At 60.9% G+C, this 24,450-nt stretch carries 20 protein-coding genes; 8 read left to right on the top strand and 12 right to left on the bottom strand.

Annotation, left to right across the window (positions count from 1 at the left end):
- Positions 1-47 precede the first annotated feature (47 nt).
- Positions 48-1,901, bottom strand: a complete 1,854-nt coding sequence (locus TU75_RS20545; protein WP_060549937.1) for an ABC transporter ATP-binding protein — start codon at positions 1,899-1,901, stop codon at positions 48-50.
- 83 nt (positions 1,902-1,984) lie between these two features.
- Positions 1,985-2,131: a hypothetical protein gene (locus tag TU75_RS27450; protein ID WP_156422790.1), complete on the bottom strand. Its 147-nt coding sequence runs from the start codon at positions 2,129-2,131 to the stop codon at positions 1,985-1,987.
- Positions 2,132-2,409: 278 nt separating this feature from the next.
- Between TU75_RS27450 and TU75_RS20535 the strand changes: the two genes are divergently transcribed.
- Entirely contained in the window at positions 2,410-3,069 is a 660-nt protein-coding gene (locus TU75_RS20535) for a glutathione S-transferase family protein (protein ID WP_041931465.1), read from the top strand.
- Positions 3,070-3,115: 46 nt separating this feature from the next.
- Here TU75_RS20535 and TU75_RS28340 read toward each other — a convergent pair whose 3' ends face one another.
- A complete protein-coding gene (locus TU75_RS28340; protein ID WP_003230191.1) occupies positions 3,116-3,238 on the bottom strand; it encodes a hypothetical protein in 123 nt (40 codons plus the stop codon).
- A gap of 153 nt (positions 3,239-3,391) precedes the next feature.
- Between TU75_RS28340 and ligD the strand changes: the two genes are divergently transcribed.
- Both ligD and TU75_RS20525 read left to right on the top strand, forming a co-directional pair.
- Positions 3,392-6,760 (top strand): DNA ligase D, encoded by a 3,369-nt coding sequence (ligD, locus tag TU75_RS20530; RefSeq protein WP_060549935.1) that lies wholly within the window; start codon positions 3,392-3,394, stop codon positions 6,758-6,760.
- Positions 6,757-7,077: a hypothetical protein gene (locus tag TU75_RS20525; RefSeq protein ID WP_060549934.1), complete on the top strand. Its 321-nt coding sequence runs from the start codon at positions 6,757-6,759 to the stop codon at positions 7,075-7,077. Before ligD ends, TU75_RS20525 begins: the two co-directional genes overlap by 4 nt.
- Before the next feature lie 28 nt (positions 7,078-7,105).
- Here the strand turns inward: TU75_RS20525 and treS are convergent, their stop codons facing one another.
- The 3 genes from treS to TU75_RS20510 form a co-directional block, all read right to left on the bottom strand.
- On the bottom strand, positions 7,106-9,172 hold the full coding sequence (gene treS / locus TU75_RS20520) for a maltose alpha-D-glucosyltransferase (protein WP_060549933.1): 2,067 nt from the start codon (positions 9,170-9,172) through the stop codon (positions 7,106-7,108).
- Positions 9,173-9,336: 164 nt separating this feature from the next.
- Positions 9,337-10,611: a glucarate dehydratase family protein gene (locus TU75_RS20515; protein WP_060549932.1), complete on the bottom strand. Its 1,275-nt coding sequence runs from the start codon at positions 10,609-10,611 to the stop codon at positions 9,337-9,339.
- Positions 10,608-11,999, bottom strand: coding sequence for an MFS transporter (locus TU75_RS20510; protein ID WP_060549931.1), 1,392 nt, complete (start codon positions 11,997-11,999; stop codon positions 10,608-10,610). Before TU75_RS20510 ends, TU75_RS20515 begins: the two co-directional genes overlap by 4 nt.
- Positions 12,000-12,105: 106 nt before the next feature.
- Here TU75_RS20510 and TU75_RS20505 point away from each other — a divergent pair, with 106 nt between their 5' ends.
- Positions 12,106-13,014 (top strand): LysR family transcriptional regulator, encoded by a 909-nt coding sequence (locus tag TU75_RS20505; protein WP_003230182.1) that lies wholly within the window; start codon positions 12,106-12,108, stop codon positions 13,012-13,014.
- A 6-nt stretch (positions 13,015-13,020) separates the two neighbouring features.
- Here TU75_RS20505 and TU75_RS20500 read toward each other — a convergent pair whose 3' ends face one another.
- The 3 genes from TU75_RS20500 to TU75_RS20490 all read right to left on the bottom strand — a co-directional run bounded on the left by TU75_RS20500 (position 13,021) and on the right by TU75_RS20490 (position 15,522).
- Positions 13,021-13,491 carry a hypothetical protein gene (locus TU75_RS20500; protein WP_060549930.1) on the bottom strand — a complete coding sequence of 157 codons (471 nt, stop codon included), beginning with the start codon at positions 13,489-13,491 and terminating at the stop codon, positions 13,021-13,023.
- A gap of 67 nt (positions 13,492-13,558) precedes the next feature.
- Complete coding sequence (locus TU75_RS20495) at positions 13,559-14,842, bottom strand: HAMP domain-containing sensor histidine kinase (protein ID WP_060549929.1); 1,284 nt, start codon at positions 14,840-14,842, stop codon at positions 13,559-13,561.
- Positions 14,839-15,522 carry a response regulator transcription factor gene (locus TU75_RS20490; protein WP_060549928.1) on the bottom strand — a complete coding sequence of 228 codons (684 nt, stop codon included), beginning with the start codon at positions 15,520-15,522 and terminating at the stop codon, positions 14,839-14,841. Before TU75_RS20490 ends, TU75_RS20495 begins: the two co-directional genes overlap by 4 nt.
- A 154-nt stretch (positions 15,523-15,676) precedes the next feature.
- Between TU75_RS20490 and bamA the strand changes: the two genes are divergently transcribed.
- Positions 15,677-18,043, top strand: coding sequence for an outer membrane protein assembly factor BamA (gene bamA, locus TU75_RS20485; protein ID WP_060549927.1), 2,367 nt, complete (start codon positions 15,677-15,679; stop codon positions 18,041-18,043).
- A gap of 21 nt (positions 18,044-18,064) precedes the next feature.
- Here bamA and TU75_RS20480 read toward each other — a convergent pair whose 3' ends face one another.
- Complete coding sequence (locus TU75_RS20480) at positions 18,065-18,829, bottom strand: AraC family transcriptional regulator (protein WP_060549956.1); 765 nt, start codon at positions 18,827-18,829, stop codon at positions 18,065-18,067.
- A gap of 203 nt (positions 18,830-19,032) precedes the next feature.
- Between TU75_RS20480 and TU75_RS20475 the strand changes: the two genes are divergently transcribed.
- The 3 genes from TU75_RS20475 to TU75_RS20465 are packed head-to-tail and all read left to right on the top strand — an operon-like array spanning position 19,033 to position 22,203.
- Positions 19,033-19,980 (top strand): 4-hydroxyproline epimerase, encoded by a 948-nt coding sequence (locus TU75_RS20475; protein WP_060549926.1) that lies wholly within the window; start codon positions 19,033-19,035, stop codon positions 19,978-19,980.
- Positions 19,981-19,997: 17 nt separating this feature from the next.
- On the top strand, positions 19,998-20,942 hold the full coding sequence (locus TU75_RS20470) for a dihydrodipicolinate synthase family protein (protein WP_060549925.1): 945 nt from the start codon (positions 19,998-20,000) through the stop codon (positions 20,940-20,942).
- A gap of 13 nt (positions 20,943-20,955) precedes the next feature.
- Positions 20,956-22,203, top strand: coding sequence for an NAD(P)/FAD-dependent oxidoreductase (locus TU75_RS20465; RefSeq protein ID WP_060549924.1), 1,248 nt, complete (start codon positions 20,956-20,958; stop codon positions 22,201-22,203).
- A 238-nt stretch (positions 22,204-22,441) separates the two neighbouring features.
- Here TU75_RS20465 and TU75_RS20460 read toward each other — a convergent pair whose 3' ends face one another.
- Positions 22,442-23,365 carry an ADP-ribosylglycohydrolase family protein gene (locus TU75_RS20460; protein WP_060549923.1) on the bottom strand — a complete coding sequence of 308 codons (924 nt, stop codon included), beginning with the start codon at positions 23,363-23,365 and terminating at the stop codon, positions 22,442-22,444.
- Positions 23,366-23,402: 37 nt separating this feature from the next.
- The gene (locus TU75_RS20455; RefSeq protein ID WP_060549922.1) at positions 23,403-24,386 is read right to left on the bottom strand and encodes a GlxA family transcriptional regulator; all 984 of its coding nucleotides are present in this window, start codon (positions 24,384-24,386) and stop codon (positions 23,403-23,405) included.
- Between the last annotated feature and the right edge of the window lie 64 nt (positions 24,387-24,450).

Genomic DNA, 24,450 nt, shown 5'->3' with positions numbered 1-24,450 from the left:
GCGTGATCCCGACTCGCCCGCGGCGAGTCGGTTTGCCCTTCCCGGCTTTAGTCCATCACCTGCGCCACGCCGCGATCCTCACCCAGAAACCCGCCACTCTGGTGGTGCCACAGCCGCGCATAGATGCCGTTTTTCGCGAGCAGTTCGGCGTGGGTGCCCTGCTCCAGAATGCGGCCGTCATCCATGACGATCAGTCGATCCATGGCGGCAATCGTCGACAGCCGATGGGCGATCGCGATCACGGTCTTGCCCTGCATCATCTCGTCGAGGCTTTCCTGGATCGCCACTTCGACTTCGGAGTCCAGCGCGCTGGTGGCCTCATCGAGCAGCAGGATCGGCGCGTTCTTGAGCATCACCCGGGCAATCGCGACACGCTGGCGCTGGCCGCCGGACAACTTGATGCCGCGCTCGCCCACCAGGGTGTCGTAGCCGGTGTGGCCCTGGCGGTCACTCAGGCGGCTGATGAACTCATCGGCCTGGGCGTTGACCGCTGCCGTGCGGATTTGCGCATTGCTCGCATCGGGACGGCCGTAGGCGATGTTGTCGCGAATGGAGCGGTGCAACAGCGACGTATCCTGGGTGACCATGCCGATGGCGCTGCGCAGGCTGTCCTGGGTCACCTGCGCGATGTTTTGCCCGTCAATCCGGATCTCGCCGCTGTCGACGTCATAGAAACGCAGCAACAGGTTGATCAGCGTGGACTTACCCGCGCCGGAGCGGCCGACCAGGCCGATTTTTTCGCCCGGGCGAATGTCCAGGCTCAGGCCATCGAGCACCTGGCGTTCGCCGTTGTAGTTGAAACACACGTTGTCGAAGGTGACGGCGCCGCCGGAGGTGACCAGCTCACCCGCGTCCGGAGCGTCCTGCACCTTGGCGCCGCGAGTCAGGGTGCCCATGCCGTCCTGCACAGTGCCGATGCTCTCGAACAGCGAAGTCATCTGCCACATGATCCAGTGGGACATGCCATTGATGCGCAACGCCATGGCGGTGATCGCGGCCACGGCGCCTGCGCCGATTTCGCCCTGGTGCCAGAGCCACAGCGCATAGCCTCCGGCAGCCATGATCAAAGCCACCACCAGCGCCTGGTTGACGATTTCGAACTGGCTGACCAGGCGCATCTGGCGAAAACCGGTCTGCTTGAAATCTTCCATGGCCGCCCGCGCAAAGTGCGCTTCGCGGTTGGAATGCGAGAACAGTTTCACGGTGGTGATGTTGGTGTAGGCATCGGAAATACGGCCGGTCATCGACGAGCGCGCGTTGGCCTGCTCCTGCCCCACTTTGCCCAGACGGGGCACGAAGTAGCGCATGGCCAAGCCGAACAACAGGATCCAGGCAACAAAAGGCAGCATCAGCTTGAGCGCAAAACCGCCGGCCAGCGCGATGATCGCGATGAAATACACGCCGATGCCGGGCAGGATTTCGATCATCGTGAACAGCACATCGCGCACCGCCAGCGCCGTCTGCATCACCTTGGTGGTGACCCGCCCGGAAAACTCATCGGAAAAGAACGACAGGCTTTGCCGCAACATCAAGCGATGGAAATCCCAACGTAGCCGCAACGGCAGGTTGATCGCCAATATCTGGTGCTGAACCATCGTGCGCAGCGCCACCAGGGCGACACTCAACACCATCACGATGCTCATGCCCCACAGCACGCGGCTTTCCTGCGCGGCCGCATCACCGCCGGCCTGCCAGGTCGACAGCAGATCAACGACCTGACCCAGGAAGGAAAACAGCCAGGCTTCGTAGATCGACACCGCGGCGCTCAGCAGCGCAAACGCCAGAATATAACCCCGCGCCCCACGGGTGCAGGCCCACAAAAAGCGCGCCAGGCCCTCCGGTGGCGGGGGGACTTCGTCAGGGGGGAATGGGTCGAGTCTTCGTTCAAACGCACGAAGCATGGTGGTCTCCAAGGCAATCAAGTTGGAGGGGATTCTGCCAGTTAACGATTGCTTTGGGGGATCAGCATGCGGGTTCGTAGCGTTCAGAACTGCGTGCTGAACCGCTGCGCCGCGCGCCGCTCGTACATTGCCGCTTCAGTTTCGGCCGTCGCCCGCTCGCCTTGATGGGTGGGGCTGATAGAGTTTATTGCGAGAAACGTGACGATGATGTCGACTTTGGTGTCGGACATCTGTGGCGAGCGGGCTTGCCCCGCGTTGGGGTGCGAGACGCCCCCAATCAAGGAAAGCGCGGTGTACCTGACACGGCTCAGCGCCTGGTTTTGGGGCTGCTGCGCAGCCCAACGCAGGACAAGCCTGCTCGCCACAGGGAATCTGCGCTTAACTGAACGGCATTGGGCTTGCCCGCTCACCACAGGGGGGAGCAACCGGGGGCTGAGTCGTTTCATTACAATCTGAACGGTATTGACCGCATCAATAAAAGCCACCCACAAGCATTTAATAGGCCTGTATGTACCTTCTTTATTACTCACCCGGTGCCTGCTCACTTGCGGCCCATATTCTTCTTGAGGAACTGGGCGTGCCGTTCGAGCTGCAGTTGCGCTCGGCAGTGAAAGGCATCGGCACACAAACTGCGCAATACTTGAGTATCAACCCGAAAGGTCGTGTGCCCGCTCTGCTCTGCCGGGACGGCTTCATAGGCGAACAAGCCGGCGTGCTAACCGAGTTGCCCGCCATTTTGTTCTACCTGGCAAGCCAGTCTTCACCGCTGCGATTCATCCCGGACACGCCAGGTGAGTCGGCACGATGCCTTGAGTGGCTGAACTGGTTATCAGGGACAGTGCACGGCCTTGCGTATGGGCAGGTGTGGCGGCCGCAACGATTTGTCGACGATGAACGTCTATTCCCTGAGGTCATTGAAAAAGGCCGCAGCAATGTCATGGAGAACTACCGGTTTATCGAGCAGCGCCTTGCAGCGCGAGCTGATGGCGCGACTTACAACATTGTTCATCCAGTGCTGCTGGTTTTCTGGATGTGGGGAAAGTGGATCGATATAGACATGAGCCTGCATTTCCCGCACTGGACTCAACGCATTCAATCCATTATCGAGAGGCCGGCCGTGCAACGGGCGTTGATCACCGAGGGTATTGCCATAACCACCTTCAAGTAAAACAGTGATAGCCCCCGCAAAGGTCCGCAGGGGCTGTCAAAACTCGTCAGCAGGCCCCCGGCGGAATACCGTCCTTGTTGAAGTCCTTCAGTCGCTCACGCTCCTGCTCGGTTGAATGCGCAGGTGTTTGCTGTTCCTGTTCCGGCTGCTTCTTCTTTTCTTCGGTCATCGCGGTGTCCTCTGGGTTGTCTGCATTTCGGCAGCTTGAGCCTCTGGCAGTTCAACTGGATACGGGCGCCGCGCCCAGGCAACAAATTTAGAACTCGCTCCGTTCTTCGAGACTCGGATAAGAAAGCACCGAGAACATTGAAGGATCGAGGCCATGCAGAACCTCAAGATCGCCACATTCAACGTCAACGGCATCGGCGCGCGGTTGCCCAACCTGTTGCAGTGGCTGGACAAAGAGCAGCCGGACATTGTCTGCCTGCAGGAGCTCAAGGCACAGGACAAAGCCTTCCCGGCTGCCGAGCTTGAGGCGGCCGGCTACGGTTGCCTGCACCATGGGCAAGCGGCCTGGAATGGCGTGGCAATTCTCGCCCGCGACTCCGAACCATTGTTGATTCACAAAGGCTTGCCCGGCGCGGAAGACGATTCGCAGTCGCGCTACCTCGAAGCGGCCGTGCACGGGGTGGTGGTCGGTTGCCTGTACCTGCCCAACGGTAACCCGCAGCCGGGGCCCAAGTTCGACTACAAGCTCAAGTGGTTCGAACACCTGATCGAACATGCACGCACGCTGCAAGCAAGCGAACACCCGGTGGTGCTGGCGGGAGATTTCAATGTGGTGCCCACCGACTTCGACATCTACAACACCCGCTCATGGCTCAAGGATGCGCTGCTTCAGCCGCAGAGCCGCGAGTGTTATCAACGGTTGCTGGACCAGGGTTGGGTCGACTCGGTGCGTCACCTGTATCCCGAGGAGCGGGTCTATACGTTCTGGGATTATTTCCGGCAACACTGGCAGAAGAATTCCGGCCTGCGTATCGACCATCTTCTGCTTAACCCGGTACTCGCCCCGCATCTCAAAAACGCCGGTGTCGACGCCTGGGTGCGCGGCGAGGAGCACGCCAGTGATCATGCGCCCACCTGGATCGAGCTTTCATCGCGCAAAACACGCGCAAAGAAGACACCAAAAGCGAACAAGGCCCTGGACGAGTACCACCACAAACGTGATTTCGACGCGACTTCCGAACCCGCAGGCGGCGCGTCCAAGGGCAAGAAACGTACCAAGCCGAACGCCCTGCAGTTCTGCATTCAAAAGCACGACGCCAGCCGTCTGCATTACGACTTTCGCCTGGAACTCGACGGCACCCTCAAAAGCTGGGCGGTGCCCAAGGGGCCCTCGCTGGACCCAAAAAACAAGCGCCTGGCCGTGCACGTCGAAGATCATCCGCTGGACTACGCGACCTTTGAAGGCAGCATACCCGAGGGTCATTACGGCGCTGGCGACGTTATCGTTTGGGACCGCGGCCTATGGAAACCGCTGTCGGACCCGGCGCAAGCCTATGCCAAAGGCCGCCTCAAATTCGAGTTGCAGGGCGAAAAGCTCGGGGGCGTGTGGAACCTGGTCAAGACGCATATGCCGGGCAAGCAGGAGCAATGGTTTCTGATCAAGCATCAGGACGAGTTCGCCCGCGCCGAGAGCGATTACGACGTGGTGAAGGCCGAGCCCCACAGTGTGCTGAGCGAGCGCACCATCGTGCCGAAAAAGACCAGGGCGGCGCAGGCCAAACCTGTCGACAAGGCCCCCGTCAAGCGCGCCACGCCCACGCGCGCGAAGAAGCTGGAGAATGCCGTTGCGTCCGCGCTGCCGCAAAGCCTCAAGCCTGAGCTGGCCACGTTGGTGGATTCTGCGCCGGAGGGTGAATGGCGCTATGAAATCAAGTTCGACGGCTACCGTATCCTGGCTCGGGTGGAGGACGGCAAGGTGCAATTGTTTACGCGAAACGGCAACGACTGGACGCATAAGCTGCCGCGCCAGGCCGAGGCGATTGCCAGCCTTGGCCTCACCTCCGCCTGGCTCGATGGCGAAGTGGTGGTGGCCAACGAACACGGCGTGCCGGATTTCCAGGCCTTGCAGAATGCGTTCGAGCAGGCGCGTAGTGGCAACATCGTTTACTACCTGTTCGACCTGCCCTTTCTCAACGGCATGGACCTGCGTGACGTGCCGGTGGAGCAACGCCGGGGCGCCCTGGCCAAGGTGCTCGAGCGCAGCGACAGCGAAGTACTCAAGTACTCGGCAGACTTCGCCGAAACGCCCGAGGCACTGCTCAACAGCGCCTGCGACATGCACATGGAAGGTCTGATCGGCAAGCGTGTGGGCAGTGCGTACCAGTCACGGCGCAGCGGCGACTGGATCAAACTCAAATGCAAGCGGCGTCAGGAATTCGTCATCATCGGCTATACCGAACCCAAGGGCTCGCGCAGCAAGTTCGGTGCGCTGTTGCTGGGGTTGCATGATGACGACAGCGGTGAGCTGCGCTACGCGGGCAAAGTGGGTACCGGCTTCACCCAGGCGACACTGGCGACGATCTTTGCGCAATTGACCCCGCTTGAAGTCAAAAAACCTGCGGTGGTCAACCCGCCAACGGGGTTCGAGGCCAAGGGCGTGCATTGGCTCAAACCCGCACTGCTGGCAGAAGTCGCATTCGCCGAAATCACTCAGGACGGCGCCGTCAGGCAGGCGGTGTTTCACGGGCTGCGTAACGATAAACCCGCCGAATCGATTATCGAGGAGCGCCCTGCCCCTGCCATCAAACCCAAAACCGCCAGGAAGACCAAGGCGATGACCCAGACTGAACCCGACAAAAAGGGCTCGACCACGCTCAGGCTCACCCATCCCCAGCGCGTGATCGACCCCGCCAGCGGCGCGACCAAGCGTGACCTGGCGGACTATTACATCAGCATCAGCGAATGGATCCTGCCGCAGTTGCTCAATCGACCTGTCGCCTTGGTGCGTGCGCCGGATGGCATTGGCGGCGAGCTGTTTTTTCAGAAAAACGCAGAACACCTGGCGATTCCCGGCATTGAGATCATTGGCAAGGAAGAGACTGGCCACCCGGTGATGCTGATCAACAACATCGAGGCGCTGGTGGGCGCGGTGCAGATGAACAGCATCGAGCTGCACACCTGGAATGCGCTGTCCAAAAACCTGCAAAAGCCCGATCGCTTCATTCTCGACCTGGACCCGGACCCGGCGTTGCCCTGGAAAAGCATGATCGAGGCTACCCAGCTGACCTTGACGGTACTGGACGAACTGGGGCTCAAATCCTTTCTCAAAACCAGCGGCGGCAAGGGTATTCACATCGTCGTGCCGCTGACGCCGAAGGCCGACTGGGATGCGGTCAAAAGCTTCAGCCATGCCGTGGTCAAGCACATCGCCAACCTGCTGCCGGATCGGTTTTCGGCGGTTTCCGGGCCGAAAAACAGGGTGGGGAAAATTTTCATCGACTACCTGCGCAATGGCATGGGCGCCACCACCATCTGCGCCTACGCAGCCCGCAGCCGCGAGGGGCTACCGGTGTCAGTGCCGATCTTCAAGGAGGAGTTGAAAGACCTCAAGGGCGCCAACCAATGGACTGTGCGCAATCTGCATGAGCGCCTGGGCGAACTGGACGCCGACCCGTGGGCCGATCTGCCTGGAACCCGGCAAACCATCACGGCGCAGATGCGTAAGCGCATCGGTTTGACGTGAGTGCGTATCCCGGCACACCGGACGGTCGCTACTTCGTGGTCAAGGGCACGTTGTGGCGGTGCAGTAACCCGTCCTTGCCTGACGACGTCAGGCAGGCGCTGGTCAACCAATTGATGGTCGCGCGCCGCGACGTGAGGGCCGCCAAGGCCTCGGGTGATTCGGGTGAGTTGACCGCTGCGAGGGCAAACGTGCAGAAGGCCAAGGTCGCGTTGGGCGAACGCGGCCCGGTGTGGTGGGACGATGGTGCGCCGGACTTCAACCGGCACAAGGTCGACAACACGCCCTATGCACAGTGGCATGCATCGCTGACTGCCTGAGGTGCCACTGGCACCCCAGGCCACTTCATCACAGCATCGGGGTGCTGCTCACCACCCGCAGCGCCAGCCCTTCATAGGCATCCAGCGTGATGGTGAACTCACCCTCGGCCGTCAAGTCGCCCTCGACCCGCTCATTGATGATGTCCACCACCGGCCCCGGCGCGATATTGGGCAAGTGCAGGGTTTCAGTGATCGGCGTGGCGCCGAAGTTCAGCGCGGTGATCTGCGTGCCCTTGCCGGCTGGCAGCTCGTGGACCATCACCAGCAAACCTGGATGCTCGACGTCCGGCACCAGGATCTGGCGGCTCGCGGCAATGTCATAGGCGCGGCGCACGGCGAGAATTTTTTGCAGTTGGCAGGCGAACGACTCCGGGTCCTGCAACTGGCTGTTCAAACTGCCATACAAGGATTTGGAGCGTGGCATCTGCCCTGCCGACAGCTCGGCCTCGGGGTTCAGGTCCACCAGGTCGTACGCACCGCGATGGATCCAGCGGGTGTCGCCATCCTGCATCAGGTGAGCGACCTCATCGACCGCCAGCGGCAACGCGCCCACCAAGTCCCAGCCAGACAACGCAAACACCCCGGGCTGCATGGCGTTGTACATCACCAGCAGCAAGTGGATCTGACGAATCTGCTGGACATCGGCCGGCGTGATCGCGTCCAGGTCACGAATGCCCAGCGCCGCCGTGATGATGCTGGCGGTGGTGCACGACACCCCATTGGTGACGAACTTGAGGTTGTAGGGCGCATGCTCGCCGGTCAGGCGCTCATACATCTGCTCGCGGATGTGCTCGCGCAGGATATTGCCGGGAAACGTCTGGCCCTGGTACAGGTAGCTGTCGTGGGCGTGCAGCGTCCAGAAGTGCACCAGCTCCAGGGTCAGTTCGTCGTGGTTCTGCAGCGCGTGAATCAGCGAGCCGGGGTCGATGCCCAGGCTGTGCATCTGGCGCAGCATCAGGCGCAGGAACTCCGCATCGCCCATCAGCAAGGCGTGCTGGTAGGCCGGTCGCGTGATGAAGTCGTAAGACAGGTCTGCACCGCCGTGGGACATCGACGCGATGTCGTCCACCGTGAGGTTCAGTTCCTGAAAGCTGAAGCCGCCGGCCTTGCGAATCGCGCCGCCGATCAACTGGTTACCGGTGATGGACAGCGGGTGACTTTCCGACCAGGCGGTGCCGTCCAGCTTGCGTTCGACACCGAGGAAGCCGTTGGCATCCAGGCGCAGGATCTTCGCCCCCATCACATCGATGGCATGCAGGGCGTCGCCGATGATCATCTGCTGCGCGGCGAATGACGGGTCAAGCCAGTTGAGCGATGGCTGGCCTTCCTTGAAGTAATGCAGGTACACCCAGCGCCGTGGTTTGCCGTCGACGCCCAGCACTACCGGCGTGGCACTCCAGTCGGTTTCCTTTACGCCGGGCTCGAAAAAGATCACCCGTTGCAGTTGGCCAACGATGTAGTGCTTGTCGCGCAGGGCATCCACCTGCAGCGGGCTGAGGTTCTGCGCATCACGCCCTTCGGCGACGTCGGGCAGCAAGGACCAGTCTTCCTCGCGGATTTCCACCATGTGGTAAAGCCCCGGATAGTCCTCATACCCCATCTCGGCCAGGCGGAAATCCGCGCCCTTGCCGGTGTGCGACGGGATCACGTCATCGATGATCACCGCGTTATGCGCGGCGGCCATGCGGGTCAGCGCCTGCAACTGCGCTTCGGTGCCCAGTTGAGGGTCGATTTCGAAGCTGATGCGGTCGAAGTTGCCGTCGATGGTGGGCGTATGGCGGGTGCCGGACAGACCACCGGATTTTTTCAGCGGACCGTTGTGAATGCCTTGAATGCCGATTTTCGACAGCGCATGCCACAGCGCTTCATCGCCCAAAGCCTCCAGCACGGTGCCGTCTTCACGGGTCACGATCGAGGCCGGGTACGCGGTGAACCACACCGACGACAAGGCGGAAGCATCACGCGGCCGCGTCTGGGCGTAAGGCTGCTGCCACAACCGGCCCTGCCCCGAATACAGCCGGGCGCGCTGGCGCGCAGCGTTCAGCATCGATTGTTGTACCAGCCAGTTCACATGATCCTTGTCTGCCGCCGTCATAAGCCCACTACCTGTCTCGTGAAAGGTTATTCGTAGACATAGGAGGGGCAACGGCGCCGATTCGTTGCATCGCGGTACCCAACAGCCGGGATTCTGCGCAAATGCGCGCAAAAAAAATCCCGGCGGCACCGTGAAGGTGCGACCGGGCAACTCAAGCGACCCTTTTAAAAACGCGGTTTTACGCTTGTCCAGTCAGGCTGATAGCGCTGCATCTGTTTCACGTCGTCGCGTTGACGAATACCGCAACTCAAGTATTGGTCATGGAGCTTGCCCAGTTGATCGTGGTCCAGCTCAAGCCCCAGTCCCGGGGCGCGGGTAATTGTCACGCAGCCGTCGACAATGGGCAGCTTGCCGCCCTTGATCACTTCCTCGTCCGGTTCCTGCCACGGGTAGTGGGTGTCGCAGGCGTAATCGAGATTGGGCACCGCGGCGGCCACATGGGCCATGGCCATCAGGCTGATGCCCAGGTGTGAGTTGGAATGCATCGACACGCCCAGGCCAAAGGTGTCGCACATTTTGGCCAGCACCTGGGTGTCGCGCAGTCCACCCCAGTAATGATGATCGGCCAGTACGATCTGCACGCTATTGAGCGCCACGCTGCGGCGAAATTCATCGAAGTCGGTGACCACCATATTGGTGGCCAGGGGCAGCCCGGTGTGCGCGTGCAGCTCGGCCATGCCGTCCAGGCCTGGGGTGGGATCTTCGTAATATTGCAGGTCATCGCCGAGCAGTTGCGCCATGCGCACCGAGGTTGCCAGGGACCAGTTGCCATTCGGGTCAATGCGCAAAGGAACCCCGGGAAAAGCCTCTTTCAGGGCCTTGATGCAGGCCACTTCGTGTTCGGGGTCCAGGGCGCCAGCTTTGAGCTTGATGCTTTTGAAGCCATGGTTTTCGATCATCCGCCGCGCCTGGGCGACGATCTGTTGCGCGCTCAGCGCCTCGCCCCAGCTGTCGGGCTTGTAGGGCGCGTCGATGTGCTGGGCGTACTTGAAAAACAGGTAGGCGCTGAAGGGAATGCGGTCGCGGATCGCCCCGCCCAGCAAATCAACCAACGGCACATTCAGCGCGTGGGCCTGCAAGTCGAGAAAGGCCACCTCAAAGGCCGAATAGGCATTGCTCACCGCCTTGCTGGCATGGGAACCCGGCGCCAGCTCGGCGCCGGGCAGGCTGATGGTCTTTTGCGCGGCCACGGTGGCCTGCACGATAGAGCGCAGTTGGTTGAGGTGCAGCGGATCGAGGCCGATCAACTGTGGCGCGACCTGCTGCTGAATCGCCAGCGCCGGCGCATCGCCATAGCTTTCACCCAGCCCGATATAGCCGGTGTCGCTCTCGATCTCGATGATCGAGCGTAAAGCGAAGGGTTCATGAATGCCGCTGGCGTTGAGCAATGGCGGGTCGCGGAAGGCAATCGGGGTGACGCTGACGCGGATGATTTTCAAGAGAGGGCTCCCTGTTGGCCTGAACGCAAGGTGTGGTGAGCGTCGCGAGGTTGGCTGATGGGCGGTTCGACGGGCGCGGTGCTGGCGGGGACGCCGCCGCGTGGCGCGGTGCGGGCAAAAAACACCACCACTGCCGCCACCAGCGAGGTGGCCGCCAGGCCATAAAGCCCGCCCTGGATGGAGCCGGTGGTCTGCTCCAGAAAGCCAAAAGTGGTTGGCGCGACGAATCCACCCAGATTGCCGACCGAGTTGATCAAGGCAATCACCGCCGCAGCGATACGCGCATCCAGGTAACCCTGGGGAATCGGCCAGAACAGCGCCGAGGCCGCCTTGAAACCTATCGCAGCAAAACAGATGGCGACAAACGCAAACACCGGGCCACCCGTGGTGGACATGAACATGCCGAAGGCGGCAATCACCAGCATCAGCGACACCCAGGCCTGCTGGTGTTTCCACTTGCTGGCCAGAGCGGCAAAGCCGTACATGGCGACAATGGAAATCAGCCAGGGGATCGCGTTGAACAGGCCGACCTGAAAGTCGCCGAGACTGCCCATCTGCTTGATCATGCTTGGCAGCCAGAAGGTCGCGCCGTAAATGGTCAGGGCAATGGAAAAGTAGATAAAGCAGAACAATGCGATCTGTTTGTCGGCCAGCAATTTGAACATCGACGGCCGGCTCACCTGCGCGGCCTCACGTGCCAGCTGTTCGAGCGCAATGGCACCGACCAGTGCCTGTTTTTCTTCGTCGCTGAGCCAACTGGCCTGACGGGGATGGGACTGCAACCAGAACCACACAAACCCGCAGAGCACGATCGAGGCGAAACCTTCAATGAGGAACATCCACTGCCAGCCATGCAGGCTCAGGCCACTCACACTCAGCAGCGCGCCTGACACCGGGCCGGAAATCACCGAGGCGATGGCCGAACCGCTGAGAAAAATCGCCATGGCCTTGCCGCGCTCGCTGGCCGGCAGCCACTGGGTGAAGTAGTAGATGATGCCGGGGAAGAACCCGGCTTCGGCGGCGCCGAGAATAAAGCGCAGCACATAGAAACTGGTTTCGCCCTGCACAAAGGCCATGGCCATGGCGGCCGCGCCCCAGGTGAACATGATGCGGGTCAACCAGGCGCGGGCGCCGTAGCGCTGCAACAGCAGATTGGACGGCACTTCGAACAGCGCGTAGCCGATGAAGAACAAACCCGCGCCCAGGCCGTAGGCGGCCGCACCAATGCCCAGGTCGGTTTCCAGGTGGCTGCGCACAAAGCCGATGTTGACCCGGTCGATGTAGTTGACGATGAACATCACCACAAACAGCGGCAGGACGTGACGCTTGACCTTGGCCGCCGCGCGGGCAAGCACGGTTGGGTCGGGCGAACTCTGAACGGTATTCAAGGGCGACTCCCGTTGATTATTTTTTTAGGGACGCAGGGATGATGGACGCCCGATATTGATCCCGTCTAATCTAACTTGGCATTCGATTGATACCTGGATTAGATCAATGTTCGAGCTGACTCAATTACGTTGCTTTACCACCGTGGCCACCGAACTCAACTTTCGCCGTGCCGCGGAGCGCTTGAACATGACCCAGCCGCCCTTGAGCCGGCAGATCCAGTTGCTGGAGCATCACCTTGGGGTGGAGCTGTTCACCCGCACTACCCGCAGCGTCACGCTCACCGCCGCAGGCCGGGCTTTTTTCGTCGAAGCGCAGAACTTGCTCGAACGCGCCCAACAAGCCGCCGTGACCGCCCGACGCTTCGCCGAAGGGGATATCGGCACAGTGAACATCAGCTTCGTGGGCAGCGCGGTGTATGAATTCCTGCCCAAGGTCATCGCCGAAGCGCGGCTCAAGCAGCCCCATGTGCGCATTGACCTGGCCGAGATGAATACCTATCAGCAGCATGAAGCCCTGCGCGCGCGCCGCATTGACCTGGGTATCGTGCGCGCGCCCCTGCTGGAGCCCGGCTACGCCACCGAATGCCTGGTGCGCGAACCCTTCGTGTTGGCCGTGCACTGCCGGCATCCATTGGCCCAGGCAGAGCACGTCTCGGTGCAGGACCTGGATGCCCAGCCCTTCCTGATGTATGCCCACTCGGCCTATCCGCCGTTCAACGAACTGCTCACGGGCATGCTGCGCTCAGCCCGCGTGGCGCCGGAATACGTGCAATGGCTGGGTTCTTCCCTGACCATTCTGGCGCTGGTCAACGCCGGCATGGGCCTGGCGCTGGTGCCGCGTTGCGCCAGCAGTGTGGTGTTCAAGAATGTGGTCTTTCGCGAGATCGATCTTGGGGAAGGTGTGCAGAGCGAACTGCACCTGATCTGGCGCGAACACAATGACAATCCGGCGTTTGCCATGCTGCTGGAGGCTATTCGCAAGGCGGTGCATGGCGGATGGGAAAGTGGCCACTGAGCGTGATCAGGCGGGTGGTTGCGCACTGGCGTGGTCCGCCGCGTAAATGACGGTTTGCGCAAGGTCGGCCGACAGTGGCCGTCGGGTGAAATAGATATCGCCGTCGTCGGTATGGATTTCGTAATCCACTTTGCGCGCAGAAGGCACTGCCGTGTCGGCATGCTTGATGATCTTGTGCACGCGCTGGAACTTCACCCCCAGGGTGCCGTTCTGGACGGGGCCGGTGAGTACATTGACACTTTGAAACCAACCGTCGTCGCGTTTGTTGGCCAACAATGCGCTGGCCATTGCCTCAAAGCGTTCCAGGCGGGTAAACCCCCACAGTGTCGGCGCCTCGATGGGTTTGCCTTGACCAGCGGCACCGGTGAACACGAATAGATTGATCGTCGGATTGTCTTCGCAAAAAAAGTCATAGGGCACCAGCCCATCGATCATTTTTTTGCCAGAAACAAATCCTTTTTTATGTACCTGGAACATCGCTGCCTCTACTCAACCAATGGCGTTGCCGAGCGCAGAGTCTAATGAGGTGGCAAGTACAGAGCCGTCAAGCGAGTGTAATTTCGCGTAAAGATCGTGCCCTGGGCAGGCAGACTTCCACGGTCAAGCCACCCCCCTGATCATTGCGCGCGACGATGCTGCCCTGGTGCATTTCCAGGGCGCTGTAGGCAATCGCCAAACCCAGGCCAAAGCCGACACTGGTGTCGTCGCTGCCGCGTTCGAACGGCTCAAAGATGCTATGCAGTCGGGTCTCGTCCACGCCCGGCCCCTGATCGGTAATGCGCACGCACAGTTGCTGCGCATCGGCACTGAGCCGGGTGGATACCTGCACCGTGGTCTCCGGCCGGGTGTAGCGCACGGCGTTGCGTATCACGTTCTCGAAGCAGCGGTACATCAGCTCGCCATTGACGCAGGCAACAAACGGTGGGCCTCCCTGTAGCTCAACGCTACAACCTTTGATGTCGGCCTCGAATTGCGCATCTTCAACGATCATCGCCAGCAACTCACTGATGTCGAAAGGTTCGCGATGGATGCTCTCGGGCCGCCCTTGCAGGCGCGCCAGGGTCAGTAGCGCTTCGATCAGGGCATCCATGCGCTCGGACTCTCGCTCGATACGCTCAAGCATGGCCACGCGCTCGCTGTCCTGGCGCAGCAGCCCGATGGCCGCGCGCATGCGCGTCAGTGGTGAACGCAGCTCGTGGGAAATATCGTGAAGCAGGCGTTGCTGGGCTTGCACCAGCAGCTTGAGCTGGTTGGCCATGCGATCGCAGTCGCCGGCCAGGTCGACAATTTCGTCACGACGATTGCCCATCATCGGTTTGACCCGAACATCGAAACGGCCCTGGGCCACCTCACCCATCGCGCGACGCAAGCTGGCCAGGGGCCATGCCAGGTAGTAAGCCAGAAATCCGCTGAACAGGGCGCTCATCAATGTGCCGATGATCAGCGGCACCTGCAGGCGGAGGCCGCTGTGCTCATAGCTGATCGGGTGGGTGGAGCGCAGCGACAGGATGAGACCTTCCTTGCTGATCACCGTCTGCTCATAGGCGGGCGACAGCACAGCCGCGCCGGCCAACAGTTGCCCGGCATTGTCATACACGCCAATGGCCTGATCGGGCGGACGTCGCCAGGTCGACAGCAGCTCGGCCCCCGACTCGACGCCGAATTGGCGCAGCAGCGCGGCCTCGCTGGCCATGATGACCTTCAAGTGAGGGTCGTCCGGCTCGAACGTTTCCACCTCATGCACCCCGACCCCGGCAAAAAAGGTCAGGCTCGTTGCCAGCCAGAACGCCAGGAACAGTTTCCAGAACAGCCGGCTGGGCTTCATCATTCGACAATCAACTGATAGCCGAGACCGCGCACGCTCTGGATCCAGGCCTTGCCGTCGCTGCGCCGCCGCAGCTTTTGGCGAATGCTGCTGATGTGCACGTCGATACGTCGGTCATAGCGCTTCAGCGGGCATCCCAGGGCATTGAGCGACAGGTCGGTCTTGCTCACGACCTGACCCGCGCATCGGGCCAGTTCCTCCAGCAGGCTGAACTCGGTGCTGGTAACACCCAGCTCAGCGCCTTGCCACCGTGCTTCGCGCCTGGCCGGCCACAACACCAGTTCACCGCTGCGAATGACGTCCACCGTCGGGCTTTCCGCCGGCTGCACCCGCCGCATGATGGCACGCAGACGCGCCACCAGCTCTCCGGGGGAACTGGGTTTGGGTACATAGTCGTCCGCGCCAAGCTCCAGGCCGGCAATGCGGTCGATATTGTCGCCACGGGCCGTGAGCAGCACGATCGGTACCTGGCTGACGGCGCGAATGCGCCGCAGTACTTCTATCCCGGACAACTGCGGCAACATCACGTCCAGTACCACGATGCTGTAACGGCCCGACAGCGCCTGCTCCTCACCCTCCTCGCCGGTATGCACGGCGGTCGCGTCAAAGCCTTCACGCGCCAGGTACTGCCTGAGCATTGCGGTGAGGTCTTCATCGTCATCAACCAACAGTACTGAAATCATCGCCAGCTCCCGGGTCAGGGTGCGCACATTATCGGTTTTCGCTGACCAGCGTCATGACCTCAATGCAACCTTTACCTAACTTGACATTGGGTTAACCGCACCATACCCACAGCGCTCTTATGCTGCGCCGTCGATGTGTTCTGGAAAGATTTTGATGATTTCTTCGCGCTTGCTCTGCACGGTTGCGCTATTGCTTGATATTTCATTGCTACAGGCCCAAACCCTGACGATTTCGGATATCCGTATCAACGGCCTGCAACGGGTCTCGGCAGGCAGCGTTTTCGGCGCACTGCCACTAAACATAGGTGAGGAGGCGGACGCCCGCCAGCTGGCGCAGGCCACGCGCGCGCTGTTCAAGACCGGATTGTTTCAGGACATCCAGCTGGCACGGGAAAACGACGTGCTGATCATCAATGTCGTTGAACGACCAACGGTTTCCAGCATCACGATTGAAGGCAACAAGGCAATCGCCACCGACGATCTGCTCAAAGGCATGAAACAGGCCGGCCTGGGCGAAGGCGAGATTTTCCAGCGGGCCACCCTCGAAGGCCTGCGCAACGAGCTGGCCCGCCAGTACGTTGCACAAGGACGATATTCCGCATCGGTGGATGCACGGGCGGTCACCCTGCCACGCAACCGGGTCGAGCTCAAGGTCACCATCGATGAAGGCGCGGTGGCCGCCATCAGCCATATCAACGTGGTCGGCAACACGGTATTCAACGACGAGGAACTGGCCGATCAATTCACCCTGAAGACCAGCAACTGGCTGTCGTTCTTCAGGAACGATGACAAATACGCCCGCGAGAAGCTCTCCGGCGACCTTGAACGGCTTCGCTCCTATTACCTGGACCGTGGCTATATCAACATGGATATCAGCTCCACCCAGGTCTCCCTCACGCCGGACAAAAAGCACGTCTACATCACGGTCAACATCCACGAGGGCAGCCGCTACAGGATTCGCGACGTCACACTCAGCGGCGACCTGAAAATCCCCGAGGACCAGGTGCAGTCACTGCTGCTGGTGCGCAAGGGCCAAGTGTTTTCACGGCAACTGATGACCACCACGTCCGAGCTGATCACCCGCCGCCTCGGCAATGAAGGCTACACATTCGCCAACGTCAATGGCGTACCCCAGGTGCACGAGGACGATCACACGGTGAGCCTGGTGTTTGCCATCGACCCCGGCAAGCGCGCCTACGTGAATCGCATCAATTTTCGCGGCAATACCAAAACCCAGGATCAGGTGCTGCGTCGCGAAATGCGCCAGATGGAGGGTGGATGGGCATCCACGTTCCTCATCGACCAGTCCAAGGTGCGTCTTGAGCGCCTGGGATTCTTCAAGGAAGTCAATGTCGAGACGCCGCCAGTGCCGGGCACGGACGACCAGCTGGACGTGAACTACAGCGTGGAGGAGCTATCGTCCGGTTCCATCACCGCCAGCATCGGATTCGCCCAGAGCGCCGGGCTGATCCTGAGCGGCTCGATCAGCCAGCGCAACTTTCTAGGCACCGGGAATCATGCCAGTCTGGGCTTGACCCGTTCCACTTATCAGAGCAAATACAACCTTGGCTTTACCGACCCCTACTTCACCAGGGACGGGGTCAGCCTGGGTTACAACGGGTTCTACAGCAAGACCGATTACAACAATTACTACGACAATGGACGCTCCTATTACGCGCTCAACAGTTTTGGCCTGGGCGCGAAAATTGGCTACCCGATCAACGAAACGTCACGTTTGAGTTTCGGCCTTACGGCACAACGCGACAGTATCGAGCCGGGGACCTACAGCGCCGATGAAATCTATGAATTCATCGGCCGCGAGGGCAAGGCATTCACCAACTTCAAGGCGGAACTCGGCTGGTCTGAATCGACCCTGAACAAAGGCATCCTGGCCACACGCGGGCATTCACAGAGCCTGAACATGACAGTGACGGTGCCCGGCAGCGACCTGAGTTTCTACAAACTCGACTATGCCGGCCAGACCTTCGTGCCGCTGAGCGCTCAGACCGCCCTGCGCCTGCATACCAAGCTCGGCTATGCCAATGGCTACGGTTCCACCGACGGTCTGCCCTTCTATGAAAACTACACCGCCGGTGGCGAAGGCTCTGTGCGCGGTTTCAAAAGCGGCACCCTTGGCCCCCGCAGCACACCGGCGACCGGAGCCTATTCCCGCCAGGGTCAGGCGTACTACACCGACCGCGACCGCGATGCGCTGGGCGGCAACGTCCTGATCACGGGCGGCATGGAATACCTGTTCCCCGTCCCCTTCGTCAAAGACACCAAATCCTTGCGCACCTCGGTGTTCTGGGACGTGGGCAGCGTCTATGCAGACAAATGCTACGTGAGTACGACCCAGGGATGCGGCACCATCGGGCTCGGCCAGATGGCCAGCTCGGTGGGTGTCGGCGTGACCTGGTACAGCCCCCTGGGCCCGCTGAGCGTCAACCTTGCCTATCCGATTCGCACCCCTGAAAACGCAGATACGCAGATATTCCAGTTCTCTCTGGGCCAGAGTTTCTGAACGCACTACTCATTGAAAAGCTCACCTGGAGGCTTGTCGATACTGACTCGGGGTGAACCCGGTGGAAGACTTGAACTGGCGGGTAAAAGCACTGTGATCGGTGTGCCCGCACTGCAACGCTACCTCGGTGATCGGCAGCTCGGAGTGCAGCAACAGTCGATGAGCATGCTCCAGACGCACCTTCTGGATCATCTGCCGGGGCGTGAGCTGGAACACGCGCTTGCAGTAGCGCTCCAGTTGCGCCACGGAAATTCCGGCGATGCGCGTCAGTTCCACGAGGGGTACACGGCGGTGAAAATGCGCGCGAATGTGTTCGTCAACCGCCGCCAGCCGCTGGTAGGCCGGATGGGATTCGCTGGCTGATTGCAGGTCGACCGAAATACCCGCCAGGCCCATGATCTGGCCGACATCGTTGTACAGAGGCCATTTGTGGGTAAGGCACCAGCCGGGTTCGTGAGTGCCATAGAGGTGCAATTCGAGCTGGTCTTCAAGCACAACGCCCGCTTGCAATACGCGCCGATCCTGCTCGGTGTAGCCAGGCCCCAGTTGTACGGGAAACACTTCGGCGCTGGTCTTGCCCAACAGCGCCTGCATCTGCTTGAGGCCGCAACGCTGCACCAGTGTGCGGTTGGCGAGTACGTAGCGGGCGTCGCTGTCCTTGATGAAAATCGTCGCATTGGGGATCACATCCAGCAGCGGTAACAACTGCGTCACGCCGGCCAGCAAGTGCTCGATGCTCTGGGGGCGACTGCCCTGGAGAAAGGTCGTAAACGCGCTGTGCAACATGACTTTGACCGCCCCTTCATACATCGACGTCCAGCAGATTGCCCCATGCCAGTGGCCTTGTCGAGCACGGCCATTGTGCCGAAATCGTCATGCGCAGTTGAGCAAAACATCAATCGACATGCGGTCAACGCGTTCAGGCTATGCCAGTCACAAGAAAACGCTGCCATGACTTCTACCGGCAACGTGCACTGACGGAGCGCTCCATGAAACGACTGCATGTCATCGACTCCCACACCGGCGGCGAACCCACACGCCTGGTCCTCAACGGTTTTCCTGCACTGGCCGGCAGCACCCTCGCCGCCCAGCTCGACAGCCTGCGCACGCACCACGATCAATGGCGCCGCGCCTGCCTGCTGGAGCCGCGCGGCAACGATGTACTGGTGGGGGCGCTGTATTGCCAGCCGGTGACGCCAGGTGCCACCTGCGGGGTGATTTTCTTCAACAATGCCGGTTACCTCGGCATGTGCGGCCACGGCACAATCGGCCTGGTAGCTTCTTTGCATTTTCTCGGGCATATCGGCCCCGGCGACCACCTTATCGACACGCCAGTCGGAACCGTAACCGCCACGCTGCACACCGATGGCACCGTCACCCTGCGCAATGTGCCTGCCTGGCGCTACCGCAAACAGGTTGCAGTGCAGGTTCCCGGCCATGGCGTGGTACATGGCGATATCGCCTGGGGCGGCAACTGGTTTTTCCTGGTATCGGACCACGGCCAGGCGTTGCACATGAGCAATGTCGAGGCGCTCAGCCATTACACCTGGACGCTGCTCGAGGCCCTCCAGGACCAAGGCATTCACGGAGCGGAGGGTGCGCTGATCGACCATGTCGAATTGTTTGCCGATGACCCCCAGGCCGACAGCCGCAACTTCGTCATGTGCCCAGGCAAAGCCTACGACCGCTCGCCCTGCGGCACCGGCACCAGCGCCAAGCTCGCTTGTCTGGCCGCCGACGGCAAACTCGCTGAGGGCGACATCTGGTTGCAGGCCGGCATTACCGGCAGCCAATTCGAAGGCCGTTATGAATGGGACGGCGAACAGGTGCGCCCGTTCATCACTGGCCGCGCTTATGTGACCGCCGACAGCGTGCTGCTGATCGACGAGCAAGACCTTTTTGCCTGGGGCATCTGCGCCCCGACCCTACTCGTCTGACACAAGGAGTTGCGACAATGACCCACAACATCTTCAGCGGCTGCATGCCTGCACTCATGACGCCCTGCACCCCGGCGCGCACGCCCGACTTCGACGCACTGGTCGCCAAGGGCCGCGAGCTGATCGATATCGGCATGAGCGCCGTGGTGTATTGCGGCTCGATGGGGGACTGGCCGCTGCTGAGTGAAGCCCAGCGTCAGGAAGGCGTGGCGCGCCTGGTGGCCGCCGGTGTGCCAACCATCGTCGGCACTGGCGCGGTGAACAGCCGTGAGGCCGTGGCCCATGCAGCCCATGCCGCCAAGGTCGGCGCCCATGGCCTGATGGTGATTCCCCGCGTACTGTCCCGCGGAGCCTCTGCCACCGCGCAAAAGGGTCACTTCGCAGCCATTCTCGATGCGGCGCCGAACCTGCCGGCGGTGATCTACAACAGCCCTTACTACGGCTTCGCAACGCGTGCCGAGCTGTTCTTCGAACTGCGCCGGCAACACCCGAACCTGATCGGCTTCAAGGAGTTCGGCGGCGCCGCCGACCTGCGCTACGCCGCAGAAAACATTACGTCCCAGGACGACAACGTGTCGCTGATGGTCGGCGTCGACACCCAAGTGGTGCATGGATTCGTCAATTGCAACGCCACCGGTGCCATCACCGGCGTCGGCAACGCCTTGCCGCGAGAAGTGCTGCAACTGGTGGCGCTGAGCAAGAAGGCCGCCCTGGGCGACGCCAAGGCCGCTCGCCTGGCCCGCGAGCTCGAAACAGCGCTGGCGGTGCTGTCGTCCTTCGATGAAGGCTGCGACCTGGTGCTGTATTACAAGCACCTGATGGTACTCAATGGGGATCAGGGTTACGCGTTGCACTTCAACGAGACCGATGAGCTCAGCAATGCCCAGCGACGCTATGCCGAACAGCAATACAGGTTGTTTCGCCGCTGGTATGCCAATTGGTCGACCGAGGTGTCGGTTTAGGAGCGAGCAGGCCATGTGCGACCACACGCCGCCAGACATCGCCATCGTCGGAGCCGGCATTATCGGCGTTGCCTGCGCCCTGCAACTCTCGCGACAAGGACGCCAGGTGCTGGTGATCGACTCGCAGCAACCGGGCATGGGCGCCTCATACGGCAACGCCGGTCACTTGGCCACCGAGCAGGTGTTTCCCATCGCCGACCTGGCGATCCTCAAAAAACTGCCCGCCATGTTGCTGGACCCCACGGGCCCGCTGCGTCTGGACTGGAAATACCTGCCACGTGCCCTGCCCTGGTTCACCCGGCTACTGCTCAACCTGCAAACGGACCGTTATCAACGCACCGTAGAAGGCCTTCGGTCCCTGAATGAAGGCAGCCTGGACGCTTGGCGCCGCCTGCTTGAGTCCATTGAACAGCCACAACTGCTGCGCAACGACGGCTCATTATTGGTATTCGAGCGAACCGCCTCGCGAAACGTCATCGATGCCTTGCAGCAGCGCATGCAACAGCAAGGCGTGCCGGTGACCTTGTGGTCAGGCGATGCCGTCCGAGCCGGTGCGCCGCAGTTGAGTGAGCGCATTCAGGGCGGTTTGTTTTTTCCTGGCACCGGGCACTTTATCGACCCCTACCAAGTGGTCCTCGCGCTGGTCAACGCCGCCACGGCCGGCGGCGTGCGATTTATCCAGCGCAAGGTGCTCGATGGACGCGTCGAAGGCGATAGCGTCACACTGACGACCGACCAGGGCACCCTCACCGCACGGCAGGTGCTGATTGCTTGCGGCGCCCACTCCGCCAAACTGACGGCGGCCCTGACCGGCAAGAAAGTGCCACTGGACACGGAACGCGGCTACCACCTGATGCTGCCCCACGAACACAACCGGCTGCCGTTTGCTGTCACCTCGCTGGAACGCAAATTCATCATGACCCCCATGAGCAGCGGCCTGCGCCTGGCAGGCACGGTGGAATTCGCCGGACTCGACCGCCCCGCCAACATGGAGCGCGCATGGCAACTTCATCGTCTGAGCCAGGGCCTGTTTCGCGAAGACTTGAATCGCCACGACGCCACCCCCTGGATGGGATTTCGGCCGTCACTGCCGGACTCGCTGCCGATCATTGATCAAGTCTGCGAGGGCAAGGTACTGCTTGCGTTCGGTCACCAGCATCTGGGGTTGACCCAGGCGGCGGTGACAGCGCAGATGATTGGGCAAATGGTGTCGCACCGGAATACGCCGCAATGGGCGTCGTACCGTCTTTCAAGGTTCTGAGGAATAAAAATCACAATTAAATTCTGGAGGCGGGCCTTACTGTGGCCAGCAGGCTTGCCCCAATGCCGTTCAGTTAAGCGCAGATTCCCTGTGGCGAGCAGGCTTGTCCTGCGTTGGGCTGCGCAGCAGCCCCAAAACCATGCTCTGCGCAGTCTCAGGTACACCGCGTTTTGCTTGATTGGGGCGCTTCGCACCCCAACGCGGGGCAAGCCCGCTCGCCACAGAGGCCTCGGCCTGCTTAAGGGTTTTGAGTACGGGTGGCGGCAGCCCTGAACAATGCCTCGGCAATGTGTTGAATCTCATCGCGCATCCACAGCTTCTCCATCCATCCGGAAGGAATGCCTTGAACTCCGTAGTGAGCGCCAGCCAATTGCCCAACGATGGCAGCGGTTGTATCGGCGTCATCGCCCAGATTTGCCGCTTCGAGTACAGCGTCGGCGAAACAATGGGTGTGATGGAAGCACCAGAACGCAGCCTCCAGGGAAGCCACTGCATAACCGGAACCCACAATGTCGTCACTCGACTTCGCTTGATATTCACTGCCGGCGATAGCCGACACTTTCGGTGCCGACAGAGACAGATTAGGAAACCGAAGCACATCAGCTTTAGCAGCCCCACTCAATGCATTGCTGATCGCTTCAGCCAGTAACAGACAACACTCAATCGCCTCCTGCGCCGCATGGGTGGTGCGAGAGCTCTCTGCCGTGAATGCGCGGACCTGCTGACGATCAGGAAAGTAAAACAGGGCCACAGGCGCCAAGCGCATCATTGAGCCATTGCCTGCGGAATATGGGTCCGTAGAGCCTGCAAATGGATTGCCATTTTTCTGAAAGTCCGCCAACGCTTGACGAACCGTCATCCCAATATCAAAACATTCGCCTGTGGAGCTCAAATCCCCATGCGCCCACCATTTAAGGTAACGCGCCATCTGATCCGCCGCGTCAAACCCTCCACTCTGCAACAAGCTCTGCGCCAGGCAGAGTGCCATCGATGTATCGTCCGTCCATTGGCCGGGTTTGAGCGTGAAAGGCCCTCCGCCGACCATATCAATCACGGGCGCGAATGAGCCTCGGGACATGAATTCGACCGTCGTCCCAACTGCGTCGCCACAGGCCAAGCCGAGCAAACTGCCACGATAGCGATCCAAAAGCGTTATAGCCATACGTACTCCCTGAGCTAATTCCTCAACGACACACAAGCTACTTCACCAACCGCTTCTCTTTGGAGGGGCGATATCCGAAATACGCGCTGTAACACTTGCTGAAATGACTCGGCGATACAAACCCGCACGCCACCAGCACATCCACTTGGGACAACTCGGTATGCTGCAACAACCGTCGCGCCTCGGTGACACGCAGTTCCATGTAATAGCGCTGCGGCGTGGTGCCCAGTTGCTCCTTGAACAGCCGTTCGAGCTGGCGCCGGGAACGGCCGGCGTAGACGGCAAGCTGGTCGAGTTCGAGGGGTTCCTCAAGGTTGGCATCCATCAACTTGACCACTTCGCGCAGCGGCGCGCTGACGCAGACGTTCTCGGTCGGTTTGATGCGCCGATAGCGTGATTCCTCGAAGGCCAGAATATCTTCGACGCCTTCAACCAACGCCTTGCCATGCAGGCTCTTGATCCAGTCCAGCGCCATGTGGAAGGCGCCCGAAGGGCTGGAGGCGGTGAGCCGGTCGCGGTCGATGACGAAGGGTTCACTGGTGACCTGGGCTGCCTTGGACACTTCGGCAAGTGCCGGCCGATGCTCTGGATGGATTGCGCAGCGATAACCCTGCAACAACCCGGCGCGCCCCAGGAACCAGGAGCCGTTCCACAACCCGGCAAGACTGATGCCTTGTTCAGCGGCGCTGCGCAGCAGATGGATGAAGTCTTCGCTGGCCTTGAGCTCCGTGCGAAAACCGCCGCATATCACCAGCAGGTCCACGTCATGCAACGCCGCCGCGTCGAGTGCGGCGTCGGGACGAATCACCAGGCCCAGGTCACTGATGACTTCGCCCTCACCCCAGCCGAAGGTGCGCGAGGCGAACAGCTCGGGGCGCAGCAGGTTGGCCGTGACCAGGGTATCGAGCGTCTGGGTGAATGCCGGCAGGGAGAAGTGTTCAAGCAACAAAAAGCCGACGCGAGTGACCGATGCCAGTTGCCCGGGGTTTTCGTTGAGGTAACGCAGATTCTTGCCTTTCATGCCGCCGCTGAATTGACGTCTTTCCATCGAGGGGTGGCCCACTTTTATTGTTGATCCCATGGGC

This window comes from Pseudomonas poae, assembly GCF_001439785.1.
Taxonomy (GTDB): domain Bacteria; phylum Pseudomonadota; class Gammaproteobacteria; order Pseudomonadales; family Pseudomonadaceae; genus Aquipseudomonas; species Aquipseudomonas poae.
The sequence above is the reverse complement of the archived record's forward strand: the minus strand, read 5'-3'. Positions and strand labels throughout refer to the sequence as shown.

What these genes read in the sequence shown, in the direction of transcription:
- TU75_RS20535 (WP_041931465.1), top strand. Translation starts at nt 2,410, where the DNA reads ATGTACCTTCTTTATTACTCACCCGGTGCCTGCTCACTTGCGGCCCAT.
- TU75_RS27450 (WP_156422790.1), bottom strand. Translation starts at nt 2,131, where the DNA reads ATGTCCGACACCAAAGTCGACATCATCGTCACGTTTCTCGCAATAAAC.
- TU75_RS20455 (WP_060549922.1), bottom strand. Translation starts at nt 24,386, where the DNA reads ATGAAAGGCAAGAATCTGCGTTACCTCAACGAAAACCCCGGGCAACTG.
- TU75_RS28340 (WP_003230191.1), bottom strand. Translation starts at nt 3,238, where the DNA reads ATGACCGAAGAAAAGAAGAAGCAGCCGGAACAGGAACAGCAAACACCT.
- treS (WP_060549933.1), bottom strand. Translation starts at nt 9,172, where the DNA reads ATGACGGCGGCAGACAAGGATCATGTGAACTGGCTGGTACAACAATCG.
- TU75_RS20490 (WP_060549928.1), bottom strand. Translation starts at nt 15,522, where the DNA reads ATGATTTCAGTACTGTTGGTTGATGACGATGAAGACCTCACCGCAATG.
- bamA (WP_060549927.1), top strand. Translation starts at nt 15,677, where the DNA reads ATGATTTCTTCGCGCTTGCTCTGCACGGTTGCGCTATTGCTTGATATT.
- TU75_RS20505 (WP_003230182.1), top strand. Translation starts at nt 12,106, where the DNA reads ATGTTCGAGCTGACTCAATTACGTTGCTTTACCACCGTGGCCACCGAA.
- TU75_RS20545 (WP_060549937.1), bottom strand. Translation starts at nt 1,901, where the DNA reads ATGCTTCGTGCGTTTGAACGAAGACTCGACCCATTCCCCCCTGACGAA.
- TU75_RS20495 (WP_060549929.1), bottom strand. Translation starts at nt 14,842, where the DNA reads ATGATGAAGCCCAGCCGGCTGTTCTGGAAACTGTTCCTGGCGTTCTGG.
- TU75_RS20500 (WP_060549930.1), bottom strand. Translation starts at nt 13,491, where the DNA reads ATGTTCCAGGTACATAAAAAAGGATTTGTTTCTGGCAAAAAAATGATC.
- TU75_RS20460 (WP_060549923.1), bottom strand. Translation starts at nt 23,365, where the DNA reads ATGGCTATAACGCTTTTGGATCGCTATCGTGGCAGTTTGCTCGGCTTG.
- TU75_RS20475 (WP_060549926.1), top strand. Translation starts at nt 19,033, where the DNA reads ATGAAACGACTGCATGTCATCGACTCCCACACCGGCGGCGAACCCACA.
- TU75_RS20480 (WP_060549956.1), bottom strand. Translation starts at nt 18,829, where the DNA reads ATGTTGCACAGCGCGTTTACGACCTTTCTCCAGGGCAGTCGCCCCCAG.
- TU75_RS20465 (WP_060549924.1), top strand. Translation starts at nt 20,956, where the DNA reads ATGTGCGACCACACGCCGCCAGACATCGCCATCGTCGGAGCCGGCATT.
- ligD (WP_060549935.1), top strand. Translation starts at nt 3,392, where the DNA reads ATGCAGAACCTCAAGATCGCCACATTCAACGTCAACGGCATCGGCGCG.
- TU75_RS20470 (WP_060549925.1), top strand. Translation starts at nt 19,998, where the DNA reads ATGACCCACAACATCTTCAGCGGCTGCATGCCTGCACTCATGACGCCC.